18 protein-coding genes are annotated in these 20,483 nt (G+C 39.3%); 4 read left to right on the top strand and 14 right to left on the bottom strand.

Annotation, left to right across the window (positions count from 1 at the left end; all coding sequences use genetic code 11):
• Positions 1-217: 217 nt before the first annotated feature.
• From CA265_21700 to CA265_21670, 7 genes are all read right to left on the bottom strand, one after another.
• Complete coding sequence (locus CA265_21700) at positions 218-1,243, bottom strand: two-component sensor histidine kinase (protein ID ARS42127.1); 1,026 nt, start codon at positions 1,241-1,243, stop codon at positions 218-220.
• A 470-nt stretch (positions 1,244-1,713) separates the two neighbouring features.
• A complete protein-coding gene (locus CA265_21695) occupies positions 1,714-2,076 on the bottom strand; it encodes a preprotein translocase subunit SecG (protein ARS42126.1) in 363 nt (120 codons plus the stop codon).
• 14 nt (positions 2,077-2,090) lie between these two features.
• On the bottom strand, positions 2,091-3,149 hold the full coding sequence (locus CA265_21690; protein ARS42125.1) for a hypothetical protein: 1,059 nt from the start codon (positions 3,147-3,149) through the stop codon (positions 2,091-2,093).
• Between the two features lie 75 nt (positions 3,150-3,224).
• Positions 3,225-3,737: a hypothetical protein gene (locus tag CA265_21685; protein ARS42124.1), complete on the bottom strand. Its 513-nt coding sequence runs from the start codon at positions 3,735-3,737 to the stop codon at positions 3,225-3,227.
• A 37-nt stretch (positions 3,738-3,774) separates the two neighbouring features.
• Entirely contained in the window at positions 3,775-5,022 is a 1,248-nt protein-coding gene (locus tag CA265_21680; protein ID ARS42123.1) for a sigma-54-dependent Fis family transcriptional regulator, read from the bottom strand.
• A gap of 63 nt (positions 5,023-5,085) precedes the next feature.
• Positions 5,086-6,501: a tRNA (N6-isopentenyl adenosine(37)-C2)-methylthiotransferase MiaB gene (locus CA265_21675; protein ARS42122.1), complete on the bottom strand. Its 1,416-nt coding sequence runs from the start codon at positions 6,499-6,501 to the stop codon at positions 5,086-5,088.
• A gap of 237 nt (positions 6,502-6,738) precedes the next feature.
• Positions 6,739-7,107 (bottom strand): hypothetical protein, encoded by a 369-nt coding sequence (locus tag CA265_21670; GenBank protein ARS42121.1) that lies wholly within the window; start codon positions 7,105-7,107, stop codon positions 6,739-6,741.
• 5 nt (positions 7,108-7,112) lie between these two features.
• Between CA265_21670 and CA265_21665 the strand changes: the two genes are divergently transcribed.
• From CA265_21665 to CA265_21650, 4 genes are all read left to right on the top strand, one after another.
• Positions 7,113-8,900 carry a hypothetical protein gene (locus tag CA265_21665; GenBank protein ID ARS42120.1) on the top strand — a complete coding sequence of 596 codons (1,788 nt, stop codon included), beginning with the start codon at positions 7,113-7,115 and terminating at the stop codon, positions 8,898-8,900.
• 67 nt (positions 8,901-8,967) lie between these two features.
• The gene (locus CA265_21660; GenBank protein ARS42119.1) at positions 8,968-10,782 is read left to right on the top strand and encodes a hypothetical protein; all 1,815 of its coding nucleotides are present in this window, start codon (positions 8,968-8,970) and stop codon (positions 10,780-10,782) included.
• Between the two features lie 50 nt (positions 10,783-10,832).
• A complete protein-coding gene (locus CA265_21655) occupies positions 10,833-11,390 on the top strand; it encodes a LemA family protein (protein ID ARS42118.1) in 558 nt (185 codons plus the stop codon).
• Positions 11,390-12,346, top strand: coding sequence for a galanin (locus tag CA265_21650; GenBank protein ARS42117.1), 957 nt, complete (start codon positions 11,390-11,392; stop codon positions 12,344-12,346). The genes CA265_21655 and CA265_21650 overlap by 1 nt, the downstream gene beginning before the upstream one ends.
• A 229-nt stretch (positions 12,347-12,575) precedes the next feature.
• On the opposite strand, the gene CA265_21645 is transcribed toward CA265_21650, so the two are convergent.
• The 7 genes from CA265_21645 to CA265_21615 form a co-directional block, all read right to left on the bottom strand.
• Positions 12,576-12,941, bottom strand: coding sequence for a response regulator (locus CA265_21645; GenBank protein ID ARS43089.1), 366 nt, complete (start codon positions 12,939-12,941; stop codon positions 12,576-12,578).
• Positions 12,942-12,960: 19 nt separating this feature from the next.
• Positions 12,961-13,545 (bottom strand): chemotaxis protein CheB, encoded by a 585-nt coding sequence (locus CA265_21640; protein ARS42116.1) that lies wholly within the window; start codon positions 13,543-13,545, stop codon positions 12,961-12,963.
• Positions 13,530-14,348 (bottom strand): chemotaxis protein CheR, encoded by an 819-nt coding sequence (locus CA265_21635; protein ARS42115.1) that lies wholly within the window; start codon positions 14,346-14,348, stop codon positions 13,530-13,532. Before CA265_21635 ends, CA265_21640 begins: the two co-directional genes overlap by 16 nt.
• 3 nt (positions 14,349-14,351) lie before the next feature.
• Positions 14,352-14,723, bottom strand: a complete 372-nt coding sequence (locus tag CA265_21630) for a response regulator (protein ID ARS42114.1) — start codon at positions 14,721-14,723, stop codon at positions 14,352-14,354.
• Positions 14,724-14,738: 15 nt separating this feature from the next.
• Positions 14,739-18,323, bottom strand: a complete 3,585-nt coding sequence (locus CA265_21625; protein ARS42113.1) for a histidine kinase — start codon at positions 18,321-18,323, stop codon at positions 14,739-14,741.
• A gap of 18 nt (positions 18,324-18,341) precedes the next feature.
• Positions 18,342-19,475: a hybrid sensor histidine kinase/response regulator gene (locus CA265_21620; protein ID ARS42112.1), complete on the bottom strand. Its 1,134-nt coding sequence runs from the start codon at positions 19,473-19,475 to the stop codon at positions 18,342-18,344.
• Between the two features lie 104 nt (positions 19,476-19,579).
• Positions 19,580-20,422 (bottom strand): metalloprotease, encoded by an 843-nt coding sequence (locus CA265_21615; GenBank protein ARS42111.1) that lies wholly within the window; start codon positions 20,420-20,422, stop codon positions 19,580-19,582.
• Positions 20,423-20,483: the final 61 nt, after the last annotated feature.

Below are 20,483 nucleotides of genomic sequence, written 5' to 3'. Positions count from 1 at the left end.
TGAAATAAATAGGGGTTTTAGAAAACTGCGTGAACAAGTACTTCGGTACCGATAGCCCCGCTAAACGCTTTATCCTGATGAAAAATCAGGATGCCCGCTAATATCGGGTTTAGCAACAGTGGTCAATGGCTTTTCGGAACCAAATCAGACGCCATATTTTTCGTGCGTTTTATGTTTCCCTGGCCAAAATTGAAGAATAATTATCAAGGCACCCAGGCTACCCGCCTTTTTGTAGCGTAAAAGCAAAGGTAGTGCCTATACCTGGTGTACTTCTTACCGAAATGGTTTGCTGGTGCGCTTCTAAAATGTGCTTCACAATGGCTAAGCCTAAACCTGTACCGCCAACTTCCCTCGCCCGGTGGGTATCGATGCGGTAAAAGCGCTCAAATAAACGCAGCAGGTGTTTTTCTTCAATGCCAATTCCATTATCGGTCACTTCTATCAAAACCTGATCGTGCAGTTCAAAAATCTTGATGGCCGTCTCTCCTCCGTCAATGCCGTACTTAATGCTGTTGACCATTAAGTTAATCAACACCTGCCTAATCTTTTCGCGATCGGCCGAAACCAAGGTAATGGCCGTATACTTATCTTTAAAAAAGAGTTTAATGTTTTTTGCTTCTGCGCGGTCTTCGAGGTTTTCCATGACCTCTTTCGCCAGCTGCACAAAATCGAATTTTTGGTAGTTAATAGGCGATTCGCCCGTTTCTAACTTCGAAATAACGTCTAAATCATTAATTAAATAACTCAGTCGCTCTACATTATTTTCTGCTTTTTTTAGGAATAAAACAGCCTGATCGGGATCATCTACCAAACAGTCCTGTAAAGTTTCGATATAACCCTGGATGGCAAAAAGCGGGGTTTTAAACTCATGCGAAACATTTGAAAGAAATTCTCTCCTAAACTGTTCCTGTTTTTTTAATAAATCTATTTCTTTTTTCTTTGCGCCCGCCCACTCCTTTACTTCCTGCTCTACATCATTAATCGGATCGGAACTCACATACTCGCCCAGTGCATCTTTTAAATCTTTACCTAATTTAAGGTTATGGATAAGCTTGTAGATGAGTTTAATTTTAGTGTAAATGTATTTTTCCAGCAAATAATAAAAAACCAAAAAACTACACAGAAACGATACACCAAAAGAAATAGCCATGTAATACAGACTATGCTGAAAATAAAAATTAACCATCCCGATGGAAAGACCAACGGCAAGAGCAGTAAATAGAACCAGCACACTTAATTTCATGTTGCAATTTAAAGCTTTTTATGTTAAATGTGTGTTAAGAGATCAAGGGGATTGATTCATTTAGTACGGAATGTTAAAACAAAGGAGGTTGTATCATAAGCTGTAATTCCATTCGAACTTGGCACGTTAAGCTTCGACGAATCGGGGCAAGTAATCGAAACGCTTTGCGAGGCATCTAAACAAGTCCTTCGACAGGCTATCCTTGACAGCGTCAAAAAAGATAGCGTCATCTCGACCGAAACGCAGTGGAGTGGAGAGATCTATCAAAGACAGATTTAGCTCCGCTGACCACTACATGGTTCTCGACTGCGTTGCACTCCGCCCGAAATGACAGTAGCTTATTGGAGTTAGATGCGGAGATTTTCCTTGTCATTTATATTGATTTTTGTAAATTGATGATACCGCATCATTAAAACACAAAAAAGCTTTCCCTTTTGAGGAAAGCTTTATAAAATACGGGTAAGTATTACTTATTTCTTTGTTGAATCAGCTTTAGCCGGAGTTGAAGCTGCAGGTTTAGTGCTGTTTAAATTTCCGCCAAGTGGAGATGGTGATGGTGTTTTATCTAAACGCTCCTGAATAGCTGAGTTTCCAACAGCTGCAGTACCACCACTGGTTTTAGCAATTGTAGTCACCGCAAGCGTTAAAACTACGATCAGGGTTAACAATACCCACGATCCTTTTTCTAAAACATCGCCGGTACGTTGTACACCAAACATGTTACTGGTGCCACCACCGGTAGCTAAACCTCCGCCTTTAGGGTTTTGTACTAAAACAAATAAGCCTAAGGCTACACACGCAATAATTAATAAAATGATTAAAAAGGTTACCATGGTAATATTATATTTTAAAATTTCTTTTCTATAGATTGGATAAGGTCGGCAAAGTAACGGCTTTTTTCCGGATATTTCAAACTTAATTTTTTATAAGTATCTATGGCTTTGTGATAAAGCATTTGCTCGATATAAATTTTAGCTAAAGTCTCCGAAACAAGGTCGTAATTGTCTTCTGCACTTTTCTTTGCCTTATTTTCATTATCTATCTGTTCGGGCTTTGGCGGCTTGATTGTTGGATCTTCTTTCAAAAATCGCTCAATAATTTCGGCGCCCTTTGCATCTTTAATTTCAGCAGAAGGATATTCGGCTAAATGATCAGCTACTTCGAAAGGGGTTTGAATGTGGAAGATGTGCTCCACATACTGTTGCTGAAACTCTGCTCTTTCTTGCTGCTGGTTATTTTGTGGCTGTGTTTTTACCTTAGCAGCGTTAGGATGCGCATAAGGCTGAAAAATCTGTTCGTGCTCTTTGCGGGTTTTAGCCAACCACCATAAAAATGTATACGGAAGTTTATCGTCGTTATATTGTGAAACAAAATTCCTTTCAGGTTCATCAGGAACTACGGTTTCAATTTCTGGTGCGGTGCTAACCACATCTGTGCTTAATTTCTGCTCAAAGGCAAAAAAATCGGTAGCGGCTACACTTTCAATAAAAGAATCATCATCTGCCGGCAAGTCCATTAAATGACTGTCAATACCCGGCAGGTTATCTGGCGTTTCTACATTCGTTGTTTGACTGGCAGGTGAAGGGGTATCTGCAGTAAATTCATTTATTTCTTCGAAAACTTCCTGTTCGTCTGGTATATGTTCAGTAAGCACGGTATTAATTTCAGCATCCTCTTCCTGCTTCGGCTCACGCACTGAAACCATATTTAATACATGGAACAATACGTGCCCCTGGCTATAAAGTGCCGCCTTTGGTACTGCTGATGCACTGGCCTTAGCCAACAATAAATGAATGGGCTGGGCATATGGAAATTGCTGCACCATTTCCTGCAACATGGATACATGCTCTGGTCCAACCTTTCCGGGTTGCGCAAGTAAATCTGCCAGTAGCTTTTTGTTATCCATTATCGAGGTTTGCCGCTAAGTTAAAAAAATGTAGACGGGTTTTGAAAATTTTGTCTTTTTAGAATCCTGCTTTATTTACCACTGCGCAAATGCACGGTTAAAAATATCTTCCGATAATTGTTTATTAATCGCTTCAATAGCCCCAGGCAGTAACGATTGGATTGGCGCCCCGTTGATCGGAAAATCGAAAAATTTAGTAAAGCTTTCTTCAAAACTTTCTTTTTCGTGCTCTTTTATATTATTCTTATACTTTACTGAAACGGTTATGGTTAATCTGTTTGCCCCTGAAGTAGGTGTAGCACTATTTTGAAGCGCAACTGGTTTAATTTCATAACCCGTTATTCTGCCCTCAAATGATGCATCGCCCTCACCTGTAGGAGAAATAATCAATTTCGTTTGCGTGCGGATCCGGGTTTTTAATGATTCCGTAATCTGATTACTTAACGTTGGTACAACCAATGGTGCATTATTTTCAAATACGCGAACAACCACCGTTTTTAATCCGGTTGTAGAGGCTCCGCTGAATTTGTAAGAACAAGCGTTTAATACCGAAGCCAGAAGGATTAAAGCAAATATTTTAATTTTCATAGATCATTATTGATGCTTAAAGCAATTGTACGTTAAATTATAAATTTAATTCTTTAATTTTTCGGTACAATGTTCTTTCAGAGATACCCAGTTCCTGTGCTGCAAATTTGCGTTTGCCCTTGTGTTTCTTTAGTGCTTTTTTAATCAGGTCAGATTCTTTATCCACTAACGACAAAGATTCTTCTACTTCTTCTGCCTCGTGGGCAAAATAATCAGTATTGCCATTGTTGTTGATGTTATTATTGCCTGGTGTAGGTTGCTGAATGGTAAAGGCATGTTCCTGTCCTGCCGGCAATTCTACATCGCGATACAGCTGATTGATATATTGTGGATTATCTGCCAGAACAGTCGCGGTATTTCCACCATGCTGAATAATTTCGGCAACTAATTTTTTAAGCTCAACCATATCTTTTTTCATATCGAAAAGTACCTTGTACAAAATATCTCTTTCTGTAAAATCTTCTTTCGACTGCGCATTAATCGTCATGGGCAGGTTACTTCCAGCCTCATTCGGGATATAATTTAAAATGGCCTGTCCGGTTACATTACGGTCTTTTTCCAACACACAGATTTGCTCGGCAATATTTTTTAACTGACGAACATTACCCGGCCAGCTGTAGTTGGTTAAAATCTGAATGGCATCTGGCTCCAGGTGTAATGCCGGACTACGGTATTTATCGCTGAAATCGGCAGAGAATTTTCTGAATAATAAATAAATATCTTCTTTACGCTCTTGCAAAGCCGGTATGCGCAATGGAACGGTATTTAACCTGTAATATAAATCTTCGCGGAATTTTCCGTTTTTAACGCGGTTATACACATCAACATTAGTTGCAGCAATAATGCGAACATCTGTTTTCTGCACTTTAGATGAGCCTACACGTAAGTATTCGCCACTTTCTAGAATACGCAGTAAACGTGCCTGTGTGCCTAAAGGCAGCTCAGCAACCTCATCTAAAAAAATGGTTCCGCCGTTGGCTACTTCAAAGTAACCTTTACGGGCTTCGTGTGCGCCTGTAAAAGATCCTTTCTCGTGACCAAACAATTCTGAATCAATGGTTCCTTCGGGAATGGCACCACAGTTTACGGCAATAAAAGCACCGTGTTTACGGGCACTCATTTGATGGATAATCTGTGAGAATACCTCTTTACCGCTACCACTTTCGCCTGTTATTAACACCGACATATCCGTTGGTGCTACCTGGCTTGCAATATCGATAGCACGGTTAAGCAATGGCGAATTGCCAATAATACCGAACCGTTGTTTAATATTTTGTGTATCCATTCTTTAGATTTGAGATTTGAGATATTAGACCTTAAGCCTCTTGCCTTATACCCTCTACCTTTTTTAAACTATTTTACCAATTAACGTAGCTGAAGTGCATTTTTCGATAAATACATTTGCATACTGGCCGGGTTTAACGCTTTCAATGGCTGGGAAAATGGCCATTGCGCCGCTATCTCCTCTTCCGCAATAATCCAGATCGGATTTTTTAGAAGTACCTTCAATCAAAACACGAACGGTTTTACCCACCCACTCTTGTAAACGCATTAACGAATGTGCCTGTTGCTTGGCTAAAATCTCCGCTAAACGGCGTTTTTTCACCTCTTCAGGAATATCATCTTCCAATTTACGCGCAGCTAAAGTTCCTGGTCTTTCAGAGTAAGTGAAGTTATAAGCAAAATCATACTCCACATAATCCATCATGCTCAGGGTTTCCTGGTGCTCTTCTTCTGTTTCCGTACAGAAACCAGCAATAATATCGGTAGAAATTGCACAACCCGGAATAATGTTGCGGATGGCATCAATACGGTTAATATACCATTCGCGGGTATAAGTCCTGTTCATCAATTCCAATATGCGGGTATTACCCGATTGAACAGGCAAATGGATATAATTACAAATGTTATCGTATTTAGCAATAGTATGTAAAACTTCGTCGGTAATATCTTTAGGGTGCGAAGTAGAAAAACGAACCCTTAAATCAGGATTAACCAATGCCGTTTGCTCCAAAAGCTGTGCAAAATTTACGGTTTCTGTTCCATCTTCTGATGTCCAGGTGTACGAATCTACATTCTGGCCTAAAAGTGTAACCTCGCGGTAACCAGCTTCAAATAAACCTTTTGCTTCTTCTACAATCGAATGGGCATCGCGGCTACGTTCGCGGCCACGGGTAAATGGAACCACACAGAAAGAACACATGTTATTACAACCACGGGTAATGGAAATAAAGGCGGTAATTCCGTTGCTGTTTAAACGAACAGGGCTGATATCTGCATAAGTTTCTTCACGTGATAAAAGTACATTAACTGCTTTATGTCCACTTTCTACCTGCTCAATTAAATTCGGCAGATCGCGGTAAGCATCTGGCCCGACTACTACATCAACTAAACGCTCTTCTTCTAAAAATTTAGATTTTAAACGTTCTGCCATACAGCCCAAAACGCCAACAATTAATTTCGGGTTACGGCGTTTTTCGACACCGAACTGTGAAAGGCGGTTTCTAACCCTGGTTTCGGCGTTTTCGCGGATGGAGCAGGTGTTGATAAAGATTACATCAGCCTGGTGATAATCCCCTGTGGTTTCAAATCCAGTTTCGGATAAAATAGAGGCAACAATTTCGCTATCAGCAAAATTCATTGCACAACCGTAACTTTCGATGTATAATTTACGGGCATCGGCTTTAATTGGTGTATCTAAAATTAAAGCTTCACCTTGCCTTGCTTCATCGTGCGTCTTATCCTGTACTTGTAAATCAATCATTATTTAAAAACATTTTGGGGATTGCAAAAATACATAAATAAAATTAAAAGTGACAAATTGACATATTTTGTTTAAATGTTTACAGTACGATTATGATCATACCACGATTGGCACCAAGTGACCTAGTGCTGGTTAAGAAAGATTTTTTTGGGAAATGTACAGTGCCGTGCCTGTGGAGGGCTGCAGATCCGCTACGGTCGCGTTTAAATTACTATGAGGGGCTTCTGTGCCAGGAGTCTAACCGACGTAGCCCTTGGCGAAGCGGTACCCTGCAGGCAGGAGGCACGACGGCCTAAGCGTACAAGCGTAGCAAAGGAACAAACGGTGTTTCTTGTACTGCACCTGCGCTCCAAAAACCATTTTACTAAAATATAATGTGACTAGCGGCATATAACAATAATTCTTAAGTTGGATAAAATGGTTTTGGAATAACTTGCTACCTAGCCCCCTGGAGAAGCAAAGGAACAAACGGTGTTTCTTGTACTGCACCTGCGCTCCAAAAATTATTTCATCATTCTTCCTTATTGGTCTTTCAGCTCTAGTCTTTTCCCTTTCCCCTTCAAAAAAACCTTTCGCTCTTCTATCTGTTACATATCGATAAGCCATAATAAATGACAGCTCAGCATAGAAATAAAATTTGGACCTGGATAGGAAGCATATTCGGCATATTGATCTTAATTGTTGCATTTGGCGCCATGTTTTTAAGTGCCCGGTGGAAACCTATGTTGACCGAAAAAATTAAGGCCGGGGTATATAATGGTTCCCATCACCTGTACCGGATAGATTTTAAAAGCATTAACTTAAATGTAATTACCGGCAGCTTAGCCTTGCGCGATGTTACTTTAATCCACGATACAGCTGTTTTCGACAGCTTGAAGAAAAAACAGCTGGCTCCTGCACACACTTTCGAGCTTAAACTAAAGAAACTACAGATTAGCCGTGTTGGAATATTAACGGCCTACTTTAAAAAACGGATAGATGTAAATGAAATCATTTTACAAAAGCCATCTATCAACATGATTTTTAATAAGGTAACTAAAAAACCAGATACCCTAAAAGATGAAAAATCGCTTTATGAGCAGATTTCGAAAACTTTTAAATCGGTACAGGTTAAAAGTATCAAAATTGTTGATGCAGATTTCGACTATATTAACAAAACTGCTGCAAAAAAGACCAAAAACTCCATCAAACACCTCGACATTACCATTAACGATTTTTTATTGGATTCGCTTTCTGGCAACGACACCACAAGGTTTTACTACACTAAAGATGCCTCCTTTCAAATTGCCGGTTACAAATCGGTAACGAAAGATAAAATGTACAACATGAAAGTTGATACCATTAAAGGTTCTACCGCATCAAAAAAAATAACGGTTAAAGGTTTTAAACTGACGCCATTATATGATGCACTTACTTTTGCCAGAAAATACAACGTTCAGAAAGACCGGTATAACCTCAGTTTTGATAAAATAGAATTTAACGGCGTTGATTTTATTGGTTTAAATACCGACCAGAAATTACATGCCAAATCGCTAAGGATTGGTCCGGCCAATGTGGAGGTTTTTATGAGTCGCGAATCGCCACCTCCACCGGGCTTTGATAAAGGCCAAAACTACCCGCATATGGCATTGAAAAGGTTAAATATGCCTACCCTGATTGATACGGTAAAATTAAGAAACGTTAATGTTAAATACGCTGAATTTAATCCGGCGAGCAAAAAAACCGGAACGGTTGATTTTAAAGCAATCACCGGAAACATATTAAATGTAACCAACGATAGTTTGCAATTGAGCAAAAAGAACCATGCTGTGGCTGATTTAAATACGCTTTTAATGGGCACAGGAAAGCTGAATGTAAAAATCGATTTCAACCTTACCGACAAAAACGGGGTATTCGCTTACAGCGGCAGCCTGGGCCGGTTTGACATGAAAAATTTAAATCCACTATCAAAATCGCTGGGCCTGGTTGAAATAGAAAGCGGCAATATACAACATCTTGATTTTAAGGCGAACGGAAATTTAAGGTCGGCATCGGGATCGATGAATATGCTGTACACTGATTTAAAGGTGAAACTGTTATCAGACAATATTGATGGTGAAGGAACTAAAGAGAAAGGATTTTTATCTTTTCTGGCTAATGCCATTTTAGTTAAAAATGAAAATCCACAAAAAGGCGAAGCGCCAAGAACAGCAAACATGACCAATACCAGGATTAATTCGGCATCCTTTTTTAACCTGATGTGGAAAACCCTTTTTGTAGGCATAAAGGATATTGTAGGTGTTGGTGTAGTACCCGAAAAGAATCCGGTAAAACAGCAAAAAGTAATTGCCAAAAAAATAAGGGAACAAAAACGGGCAGACAGAAAAGCGGCAAGGAAAGCCCGGAGAGAAAAAAACTGATCTTACATTTTTCATATATATGTTTATAACCGTATATTGCTAATAAAACCACAGCTCTCATTTTTTAATGCCTGATACTAAAAGATACCGTTACAAAGTTTTTAAATGGATTGCGTGTACATTACTCAGTGTTTTTATTGTACTTGCAAGTATCGCCTGGTTATTAAATGTAAAATCCCGCCCTATTTTAACCGATAGAATCAAAACACTGCTCTACAAATCGACCGATAGCTTATATACCATTAGCTTCACCAAGGTTTCTACCAATGTTTTTACCGGAAATGCCACTTTACAAAACGTAAAAATAATACCCGATACTAACAGGTTTAAACAACTTATCGCCTTAAAAAGAGCACCAAACAATTTGTATACGGTTTCTTTAAAAAAACTGGTGGTTAAACGCTTCCACCCATTAACCTTATATCGCGAAAAAAAACTTCAGCTGGAAGAAATTATATTTGATAAACCTGAGGTTACGATGGTGAATCAGCAGTTTAGCTTTAACGAGGGCCGGGCACCAAGGCCCATTAAATCGCCTTACGCGATCATCTCTAAAAACCTGAAAGAATTTAGCATTAAAAGCATCCGGTTTAAAGATGTAAGTTTTAAATACATCGACAAAAATATAAGCAATTCATTGCCTTTCTCTATTGATGACCTGAATATTACCTTAACCGACCTCCTGGTGGATTCGACCTCTGCAGAAGATCCTTCGCGTTTTTATCTGATTAAAGATATTGTAATTAACCTCAATAACTATGTATACCATACTCCAGATAAGATGTACGATATTAAACTGGACAAACTGGATTTCAGGGCTACAACAGGTAAGTTGAGGATTAACAGTTTTGCTTTAGTGCCATTACATGATGAGATGAACTTTGGTAAAGTTGCCGGATATGCCAGAGAGCGCTTCAACATCAAAATGAGCGACATTATGCTTAATGGGATTGATTTGCCGCTATACATTAGCAAACAAGAACTCTGGGCGAAAGAAATGGCCATTACCAATGGTTTCATTTCGGTGTTTAACCATAACGGCCTCCCCAAAAAACCACAGGAAAACAAGATTGGAAAATTCCCCCATCAACTCTTACAGCTTGTTAGTGCCCCTATTCTGGTTCAGAAAATCCAGTTGAAAGATATCAATGTAAATTACGCCGTTTACAACAACGAGAGTAACCAGAAAGGGCAGATTACTTTTGAGCATACTTCAGGCATTATCAAAAACGCCACCAACCTCGAAAAAATTAAAGCCATAAACCCCATTATGGAGGTAAACCTAAACACTTACCTGTTTAGCCAGGGAAAGCTGGATGTAAACTTTATATTTGATCTTACCGCTAAAGATGGTGCATTTTCGTACAACGGGGTTTTACACAACTTTAATGCGCGCGTTTTAAATCAGATTACTAAACCGCTTGGTTTGGTCCGCATTAACCGCGGAAGTGTCGATAAACTGAAGTTTAATTTTAAAGCCAACGATTTAGGTGCAAAAGGAACAGTAGCTTTCTCGTACTACGACCTTTCGGTAGCGCTGATGAAAAACGATCCGGAAAAAGATCACCTGGTTACCCGTGGTTTCCTTTCATTTTTAGCGAATGCTTTAATCATCAAATCAGAAAACCCGGGTGCAGACGGAAAGCTGGTACCTGTAACCGTAAATTACAGCAGGCCGGTAAATACATCATTCTTCAACATGATCTGGAAGAGCCTCTTTACCGGCATAAAATATAGCATCGGTATAACGGAAGAAAAACAGAATGAAGTGCGCGAGCATATTGCAAAGTTTAAGGCCATGCGGGCCAATCATATCCAAAGGAAACAGAAACGATTAGAACGCCGGATAAAGAGAGCGCGGGAACAAAATGAAAAGCGATAACATTTTGTAACCTTTTGTTATCTTTATTCTCTAAACCTTAAACTAAAATTATGATTATTGCCCTCGTTATTATCGGATTTATATTTCTTATCGGGATTTTCTTTTACAACTCACTTATCGGGAAGAAAAACCAGGTAACCAATGCCTTCTCGGCCATTGATGTAATGCTTAAAAAGCGCTTCGACCTTATTCCAAACCTGGTTGAAGTGGTGAAACAATACACGACTTACGAGCAGGGAACCTTGACCAAAATAGTTGAACTGAGATCTAAAGCGGGCTCACCTAACATCAGCAATGCAGAAAAAGCAGATTTAGATGCCCAATTGAGCAGTAGTGTGAAAGGTTTAATGGTTAATGTCGAAAATTACCCTGATTTAAAAGCCAATACTAACTTTATTAACCTGCAAACCACCTGGACCGAAAGCGAAGAACAGATTGCAGCTGCCAAAAGAACCTATAATGCTTCGGTAACCGATTACAACAATTCGATTATGATGTTTCCGGGGAGTTTATTTGCCGGCATGTTAAACTTCCAACCGATTGCTGTTTTAGAAACCGCAGCCGAAGAACGTAAAAACATTAGCGCTAAAGAACTTTTCAATAATTAATGTCGTTCGATATTGCAAGTAATGTAGCCTTACAGCAAGTTTTGGCTACAATGGAGGTAGAACGCAAAAGAATTGCCGCCGCCCAAACCAAAGGCTATATTTTTATTGCCGCGGGTATTCTGGTCTGTATTCTGGGTTTTTTCCTGAGCTTTCCCATTCCTGGTGTAATTGGGGGCTTAATTCCCCTTATTTATGGCGGTGTTTTACTATTCAAGATCAACGATTCTTTAACAGCTTATCAAAATGCCTATAAAACCAATGTAATTGGTGCTGCCCTTAAATTTTTAGACGAAAGCCTGTCAATTAATCCCTACGAGGGAATTGAAGCTTCGGAGTTTATGTATACACAGTTGTTCAGCACTGAGCCTGATCGTTATAAAACAGAAGACCTGGTAACCGGATGTGCTGATAAAACCCGGTTTTACTTTGCAGAGGTGCATGCCGAATATAAAACCGTAACCCAAACAAAAAACGGAACCCGAACCGAGTGGCACGACATTTTTAGGGGAATTATCTTTGCTGCCGATTTTAACAAAAAATTTAATGGTGTAACCATTGTCAGGCCAAAAGATTTCGGAGCCGCTTTTGGTGCCTGGTTTTCAAAAAACCTGTTTTCTTTTGGCAGTAAGGATGTGATTCAATTGGAGAATGTAGAATTTGATAAGACTTTTGTGACTTATGGCTCCGATCAGGTCGAATCCAGGTACATCCTCACACCTGCGATGATGGAGCGGATATTAAACCTGAATCATCAAACCAAGTATAACATCAGTTTATCGTTTATCGAATCGAGGATGTACATTGGTTTCCCGCTGAACCGGAATTATTTCGAAGCGCCTGTTTTTAAATCATTGCTAAGTCCGGAAACCGTAAATGAAGATATCTCCACCATCAAGTTTATGTACGATATTGTTAAGGAGCTTGACCTGAACACCAGGATCTGGGGAAAGGAATAAAGATTTAAAATAGAAAATTCGTCATCTCGACTGGAACGCAGTGGAATGGAGAGATCTGCCACGATAGATTTAGCTTCGCTGAGTACTACGTGGTTCCCGACTTCGTTGCACTCCGCTCGAAATGACGATCTTTCGAGCCCTAGAAAACTTCGGAAGTTTAGCAGGGTTCATCCTAGACTCACGAAGTTTTCCTGCACACCAGCTTCTTCAAACTTCGTGAGTCTTCGGGCTAGCTCAAATGTTTTTTCACAATTTCTTCGAGGGCAGCAATATCAAATGGTTTTGATAAGTAACTATCCGCGCCAGCTTCATCCGCTAATGAAGATATATCATTATTGGCTGAAAAATAAATCACCGGAATATGTTTTAAATCAGGGTGGCTTTTTAATGCTTTAGTAGCCTGTATCCCGCCCAGATCGGGCAACCAATTATCCATAAAAATCAGATCAGGCATATAGGCCGCAACCTGTTCTTCTATGTTATTGGCATTTTCAGATGTTTTTATCTCATACCCCGCATCTTCCAAAATAAATGTACAGAGATCAAGGATGTCCCTATTATCATCAAAAACAAATACTTTTTTTGCAACTATCATATTAACCTCCGAAAAGCAATTAATCATTTAACTTATTTATATAATCAGCCATGTCATGGCTATCCAATAACACATGCGGTTTAACGTTCAGTACCGCCTGCTGTGGCATATACGGCATTATTGCCGTATTTGGATTTTGTATAACCACCCTACCGCCAAAATTGTTTACACTTTTTAACCCTTCTACTCCATCTGCGTTGGAGCCTGAAAGTAAAATACAGACTAATTTTTCTTTATAAACCTCAGCTGCTGATTGAAAGGTTACATCAATTGATGGCCGGGAATAATTTACTTTTTCCGAATAATCTAAAGATATACTTTGGTCTTGCTCCACCAGCATATGATAATCAGCAGGTGCAATAAAAACTTTACCCGAACTTAAAAATTCCTTCTCTTCTGCTTCACTTACCGCGAGTGTAGTACGCGATTTTAATAAATCAGTTAAAAGAGATTCATTACTGGCCTTACGGTGCACCACTAACACAATAGGAAAACTGATATCATTCCTTAAGGCAGGGAAAATTTCGAGCAGCACATCTAAGCTACCGGCCGAACCGCCGATAATTAAGGCTCCACATGGCTTAGGGTTTACAGTTTCCGCCATATTTTCTCCATTTTAACCCTTTTATATTCTTTGGCTTTTGGCCAGAACTCCAGACTTTCTTTACTTCCTAGGGCAAGGTACCCTAATTTCTCGATGCTACCATCAAATAGATTAAATACTTTATGCTGTAAGTCTTTATCGAAATAAATTAATACGTTTCTACATAAAATAAGCTGAAATTCGTTAAAAGAATGATCGGAAACCAGGTTATGCGTAGAAAAAATCATTTTACTATTTAAACTTTCATCAAATTTTGCCAATGAGTAGTTTGCCGTGTAATAAGTAGAAAAATCTTTTAATCCGCCCGATTGTAGATAATTTTCAGAATATTGCTTCAGGTAATTTAAGGGAAACATGCCTTTTTTTGCTTTTTCTAAAACCGATGGATTAATATCTGTGGCATAAATAAGCGATTTATTGAGCAAATTAAGTTCTTTTAAAACAATGGCAAGGGAATAAGCCTCTTCTCCGGTAGAACAGCCTGCCACCCAGATCCGGATAAACGGATAAGTGCCCAGTACAGGAAGTACGTCGTTCCGCAAAGATTTATAAAAGGAAGGATCGCGGAACATTTCGGTAACATTAACCGTAATCTCCTCTAAAAAACGCTTAAAATACTGCTTATCTGTTTTAATGGTGTAACGAAATTCAGCGAAACTCACAAAATTATCCAGTCCGTAAAGGCGTATAATCCTTCTTTTTATCGATGCATGAGAGTATTCCAGAAAATCATAACCGTGAGTTTCTAAAACATCATTCAACAGGATTTCTACCTGTTCATTATCTATTGCATCACTTATCACCAGCTATTTTGTAAAATTTTCTATTTGAATTAATAACTCGTCAACATTTATCGGTTTTGAAACATAACCCGAGGCTCCTGCGCTTAAGCAGCGTTCCTTATCGCCAACCATCGCCTGGGCGGTTACCGCTAATACCGGTATATTCTGCATTTTAGCCGATTTTTTCATGGCTGCAATGGCCTGATAACCGTCCATATCTGGCATCATCATATCCATTAAAACAATGGCAACATTATCGTGCTTTTCCAGGATAGAAAAACCTTCTTTGGCACTTATAGCAGATAAACAATCAAAACCTTTGGCCTTTAAAACAGCTTTTAAAGCAAAAATGTTTCGGTTATCATCATCAATTATGAGAATTAATTTTTGAGGCATAAAATAAAAAATGGTTTATGATTTATGATGATTTTCGTACAACCATACTCTTAATAACGATATCAGCTGATCCATATCTACCGGTTTGCTAATGTAATCGGATGCACCTGCAGCAATACACTTTTCGCGATCGCCCATCATGGCTTTTGCCGTAACGGCCAAAATCGGCAGGTTCCGGTATTTAATATCCTGCCTGATGGCGGTTGTCGTTTCGTAACCATCTAATTCCGGCATCATCATGTCCATTAAAACGACATCAATTTCCGGATTTTCGTTTAATAGTTTAAGCGCTTCTTTACCATCAGTGGCTGCTACAACTTTCATTTGATGCTGCTCTAACATTTTGGTTAAGGAGAAAATGTTACGTACATCATCATCTGCCACCAGCACGGTTTTACCCACCAATACATCCTGCAATTCTGAAAACTTTTTAGGTGTTTTGGTTTTTTCCTTACTTTTTTCTTCTACCAGGTGAAGGAACAGGCCTGCTTCATCCAAAATACGTTGATAAGAATGCGCCGTTTTTACCACAATGGAATCAGCATATTGTTTGATCCGGTTTTCTTCTCCTTTTGAAAGGTTTTTACCGGTGAAAATGATGATCGGTAAATTCTCTAAACCAGGTGTCTTCTTTACCACTTCCAGGGTTTCGTAAGCATGTTTGTCAGGAATGCCCATATCCAAAATCACGCAGTTAACCTCTGGTTTATGCAGGGCAGAAACACTTTCGTTAACCTGGTTAACAATTTCTGTCTGGATATTAAAATTGCTTAAAAAATAACTTAAGGCCTTGGCGTGTTGTTCATTTTCTTCAACAATAAGTACCTTTTTAGGGTGACGGCTTAAGGCATGCTCCAGTTTTGAAAATATCTCCTGCATGTGCTCAAAAGCAAAAGGCTTATTTATAAAGTCTACCGCTCCTTTTAATAAACTTTCTTTTTTAACCTGCAAGGAAGACATGATGTGCACTGGAATAGGTCGTGTTGAAGGGTCTGATTTCAGCTCTTCCATGACCTGCCAGCCATCTTTAACCGGCAGCTGGATATCGAGTAAAATGGCAAGTGGTTTAAAGGTTTTAGCCATTTCAATACCTGCATCGCCCCGAACAGCAACCAAACCTTTATAGTTTCTTTTACGGGTAAAATCTAAAAGTGTTTTGGCAAAAGGGGTATCATCTTCAACAATTAAAATCACTTTATCATCAGGCTGAATATTATCGCGGTCATCTTCAATCTCCTGCGGAATATTCTCGACGGTTAAATGGCTTACTTTTTTTACCGGCGGCTCTAAAGCGATTACCGGTTTATCTGCACTCGGCACAACACCGTCAAAACCTTTATTTCGGTCAATAGGTAAGGTTAGCGTAAAAATACTTCCTTCGCCCTCCGTACTTTTTAAATCAATGTAACCGCCCAATAATTTGGCCAGCTCTCTACTAATGGAAAGCCCGAGGCCTGTACCGCCAAACTTACGACGTGTAGAACCATCGGCCTGTTGAAAGGCTTCGAATACCATACCTTGCTTTTCGGGTGCAATGCCTACGCCCGTATCGGTAACTTTAAATACCAGGGCACCTAACTTTTCATTCTTATTGATATTTAGGGTTACTGCACCTACGGTAGTAAATTTAATCGCGTTTGACAGCAGGTTTTTGATAATCTGCTCTAAGCGCATTTTATCGGTATGAAAAAACTCAGGTACCTCTGCTGATTTTTCGATCACAAAGTTTAGGTTTTTTTCTTTAGCCAAAGGGTTAAACAGCGAACGCATGTTAAAGATGATCTCATCAACCTTAATATTTGTGCGATCGAGTTCCATTTTGCCTGCTTCAATTTTAGAAAGATCTAAAATTTCGTCGATTAAACTCAAAAGCCCCTGACCTGAACTTTGAATAACCTCTGCATATTCCTGGTGCTCGCGATCCATCGCCTCATTTTCGGCCATTAACCGCGACAATAGCAATATTGAGTTGAGTGGTGTTCTTAACTCGTGCGACATATTGGCCAAAAATTCTGACTTATACCTTGTGCTCAATTCTAAAGCTTCGGCCTTTTGCTGAATCTCTATATTGCGCTCTTCTATCAGTTCATTTTTTTCTTCCAGCAGGCTGCTTCTTTCTTCAAGTTCCTGGTTGCTTTGCAACAGTTCTTCTTGCTGTACACGTAATTCCTCTTCACTGGCCTGAAGTTTCTGTGCCTGTGCTTCGAGCTCCGCATTTAAGCCTTCCAACTCATTGTGCTGAACCTGCAATTCTTCTGATTGTGCCTGCGTTTCTTCTAATAACTGCTGAAGCTTTTGTCTGTTTTGTGCGCCCAGCAATGCAGTACCCACATCAGATAAAACCAGGTTTAAAAAGTGCAATTGCAGATCGCTGTATTTACCAATAGTACCTAATTCTAAGCCGCCTATTGAAATTTCATTTCTAATAATTGGCAGCACAATGAGCTGTGCCGGTTTTATATTCCCGGTAGCGTGCGTAACGGTGAGTTCGTTCTGCGGAACATCGTCCAGAAATATTGGTTTACCTGTTTTAACCGACTGGCCAATTAAGCCCTGGCCAAGTTCTATGGTTTGGGCTAAATTTTGTCCTTGTAAAGCATACTGCCCTTTTAAGTGCAGGTATCCATCATCTTTAAATAAATAAATGGCACCAATCTGGCTTCTGGTATAATTGGCCAAAAACGCTATAATATCTTCTGCCAAATGGAAAACGTCTTTTTCGCCCACCATTTTTACGTTTAAGTTGGCTACACCAGTTTGCAACCATTCGTTTTCTTCTAATGTATCGAAAGATTTTTTCAATGATGTTGACATTGTATTCAACGAATCGGCAAGTTCGCCAATATCATCCCGGCTTTGGCTATCGAGTTTTACGCCATAATTACCGTTAGAAATTTGATAGGCAATTTCTTTAATGGCAACAATACGTTTCTCCATCTCGTATTTTTTATCTTCAATTTCCTGTTGAAGTTTAACACGTTCATCAAAATCGATTGATACTCTACGGTAAAAAAACAACGTAATCAGAATGGCAAGCAGCGCCGCAATTAAAATCAGTATCGGGGTATAAGCGGTTAGTTTATTTAATTCGTTGGTTCTTTCTTCAAGCAATCTTTTCTCTTCGATTACCATTTTACTGACAATTGACCTCGCCTCATCCATATAAACCTTGCCCTGAAACAAAACTGTAGGATCAATAACACCGCCCAAAGTTTTAATCTCAATAGTCGATTTAATGATATCCATTCTTTTAAAAAGAATGCTTTTAAGTGCTGCTACATTTTTTTGCTGAACGCTGTTATCCTTGGTATCAAGCTCAACTCTTTTCAGTATTACTGCGGCCGAATCGCTTGCACCGTAATAAGGTGTTAAAAACACCTTGTTTCCGGTTAGTAAAAAGCCCCGCTGACCCGTTTCAGCATCTTTTAAATAGGATATAATACTCTCCGAATTTAAAATCACTTCATCACTGTGTTTAACCAGTTCGGTACTTTTAATCAGGTTGTTAATACTAATATAGGAAGCCAGCGAACTGATAAATAGAATAATTAGCGATAAGCCAAGGCCTAAACGTAAATTATTTTTAAGAGTTGTTTTCATTATATGAATTAAGGATAATTAGATTTGATTTTTAAGGATTTCTTCTTCGGTAGTGGGAATGATAAAATAAAATTCAGAGCCCTCATCCGGCACACTGTTTACACCAATTGTGCCTCCGTGGCGGTTAATAATTTCCGAACAGATATATAAACCAATGCCCAGGCCGTTAAACCGGTTACTGTTTTCTTCTACCCGATAAAATTTATCAAAAATTTTGTGCTGCTGTTCTTTTGAAATCCCAATACCAAAATCTTTTACAGCCAGATAAAGTTTTTCATCTTTAATGTGGATGGTTACGTTAACCTGATTGGTACCTGGAGCATATTTAATGGCATTGGTAATAAAATTGATAACCACTTGTTCCAGTCGCATTTCATCTCCAAATACCATTTCGTCGGTTTTACCCAGTTTGCTGATTTTGAAATCAGGATTAGATTGCTGCAACATCTCGATGGCATTGTTTACCATGTTATCAACACAAAAGCTTTTCATGTTAAACTTCATCTTTCCGCTTTCAATTTTCGAGATATCGAGCAGATCGACAATTAATTCATTTAGTTTTTCGAGCTGGATGCTGGCTTTTTCGAGATGGTTCTGGGCCATCGTTTTATCATCCCTGTTGAGGCTGCGTTGCAGCAACTGAATATATCCCTTTACACTGGTTAAAGGTGTTTTTAACTCATGACTGGCAATGCTGATAAATTCGTCTTTTTTATGTTCGGCCTGCTTTCGGAATTCGATTTCTTCGAGCAATTTTTCCTGCACCTCGTTAAGTTTTCTGTTCTGCTCGTAAATGCGATAAAATGTTTTTATTTTGAGGAGCAGCACATTAATATCAACGGGCTTGGTAATGTAATCCAGTCCGCCGCTCAGGTATCCTTTGGTAATAAATTTTAACTCTGTATTTACAGCCGAAAGAAATATAATGGCGGTATCTTTTGCCTTACTAAAACCCGAAATGGCTTCAGCCACCTCGAAGCCATCCATATCCGGCATTTGTACATCGAGAATAATCAGGACGTAATTGTTTTTTAAAACTTTTTTCAGCGCTTCTTCGCCAGATGATGCGGTATCAACCTCAAAATTGTGTGCTTGGAGTACTTTCTGTAACGAGATCAGGTTTTCGGGCCTGTCATCAACTATAAGGATCATCTTTATTAAAACAAATAAGAAGCCGGGATAATTATGTTTGGTTTTGAGATAAAAATCTCATTAACTGTAAACAAACAACACTCTTTTAAAAAAGTTTTGATTTTTTATAAATTATTTGAATTAAAGGTATCACCCTGTTTAATATCTCCGGTTTCAAAGCCTTTTTTAAACCAATACATGCGCTGTGCAGAGGTGCCGTGGGTAAAGGAATCGGGCTGAACATCGCCTGTAGCCTGTTTTTGCAATTTATCATCGCCGATGGCATTGGCAGCAGTTAACGCTTCTTCAATGTCGCCCTCATCCAGTTTAAAATCTTTTAGGTTTTGTGCATTATGCGCCCAAAGTCCGGCAAAAAAATCGGCCTGCAACTCCAATTTCACTGACAAGCGGTTATATTCTTTTTCACTCACCTGTCCACGTGCCTGATCGAGTTTTTCCGAAATGCCTAATAAATTTTGAACGTGATGGCCAACCTCATGTGCAATTACATAAGCCTGGGCAAAATCTCCGGCAGCACCGAAACGGTTCTTTAAATCATCGTAAAATGATAAATCGATATAAACTTTATGATCGCCAGGGCAGTAAAAGGGGCCTACATTGGCTCCGGCATTTCCGCAGGCCGTTTGAACAGCATCTCTGAATAGCCTGAGTTTAGGGTACTCATACTGTTTGCCCATTGCCTGAAATTCCTTATCCCAAACCTGCTCGGTTGATTCTAACACACCCGCAACAAACTGTGCCTGTGGATCATTAGCAGGTACGCCCTGCTTTACTTCTTCTGTCCCAGCAGTAGCCGGAATCTGGCCAACCAAACCCGTTAAATCTTTACCAAAAATTAACCCGAGTACAACAATTATTATACCTACACCGCCACCGAGGATGGTTTTTCCACCACCGCCACTTCTGCCGTCTTCTACATTATTACTGCCTTTACCAAACCATTGCATAATCTATTCTTTTAGTTTAATGAATAACCTTAATTACGGGACAATTGTTATACTAAAGTAT

It is taken from the genome of Sphingobacteriaceae bacterium GW460-11-11-14-LB5, from assembly GCA_002151545.1.
Classification (GTDB): Bacteria; Bacteroidota; Bacteroidia; order Sphingobacteriales; family Sphingobacteriaceae; genus Pedobacter.
The sequence above is the reverse complement of the archived record's forward strand: the minus strand, read 5'-3'. Positions and strand labels throughout refer to the sequence as shown.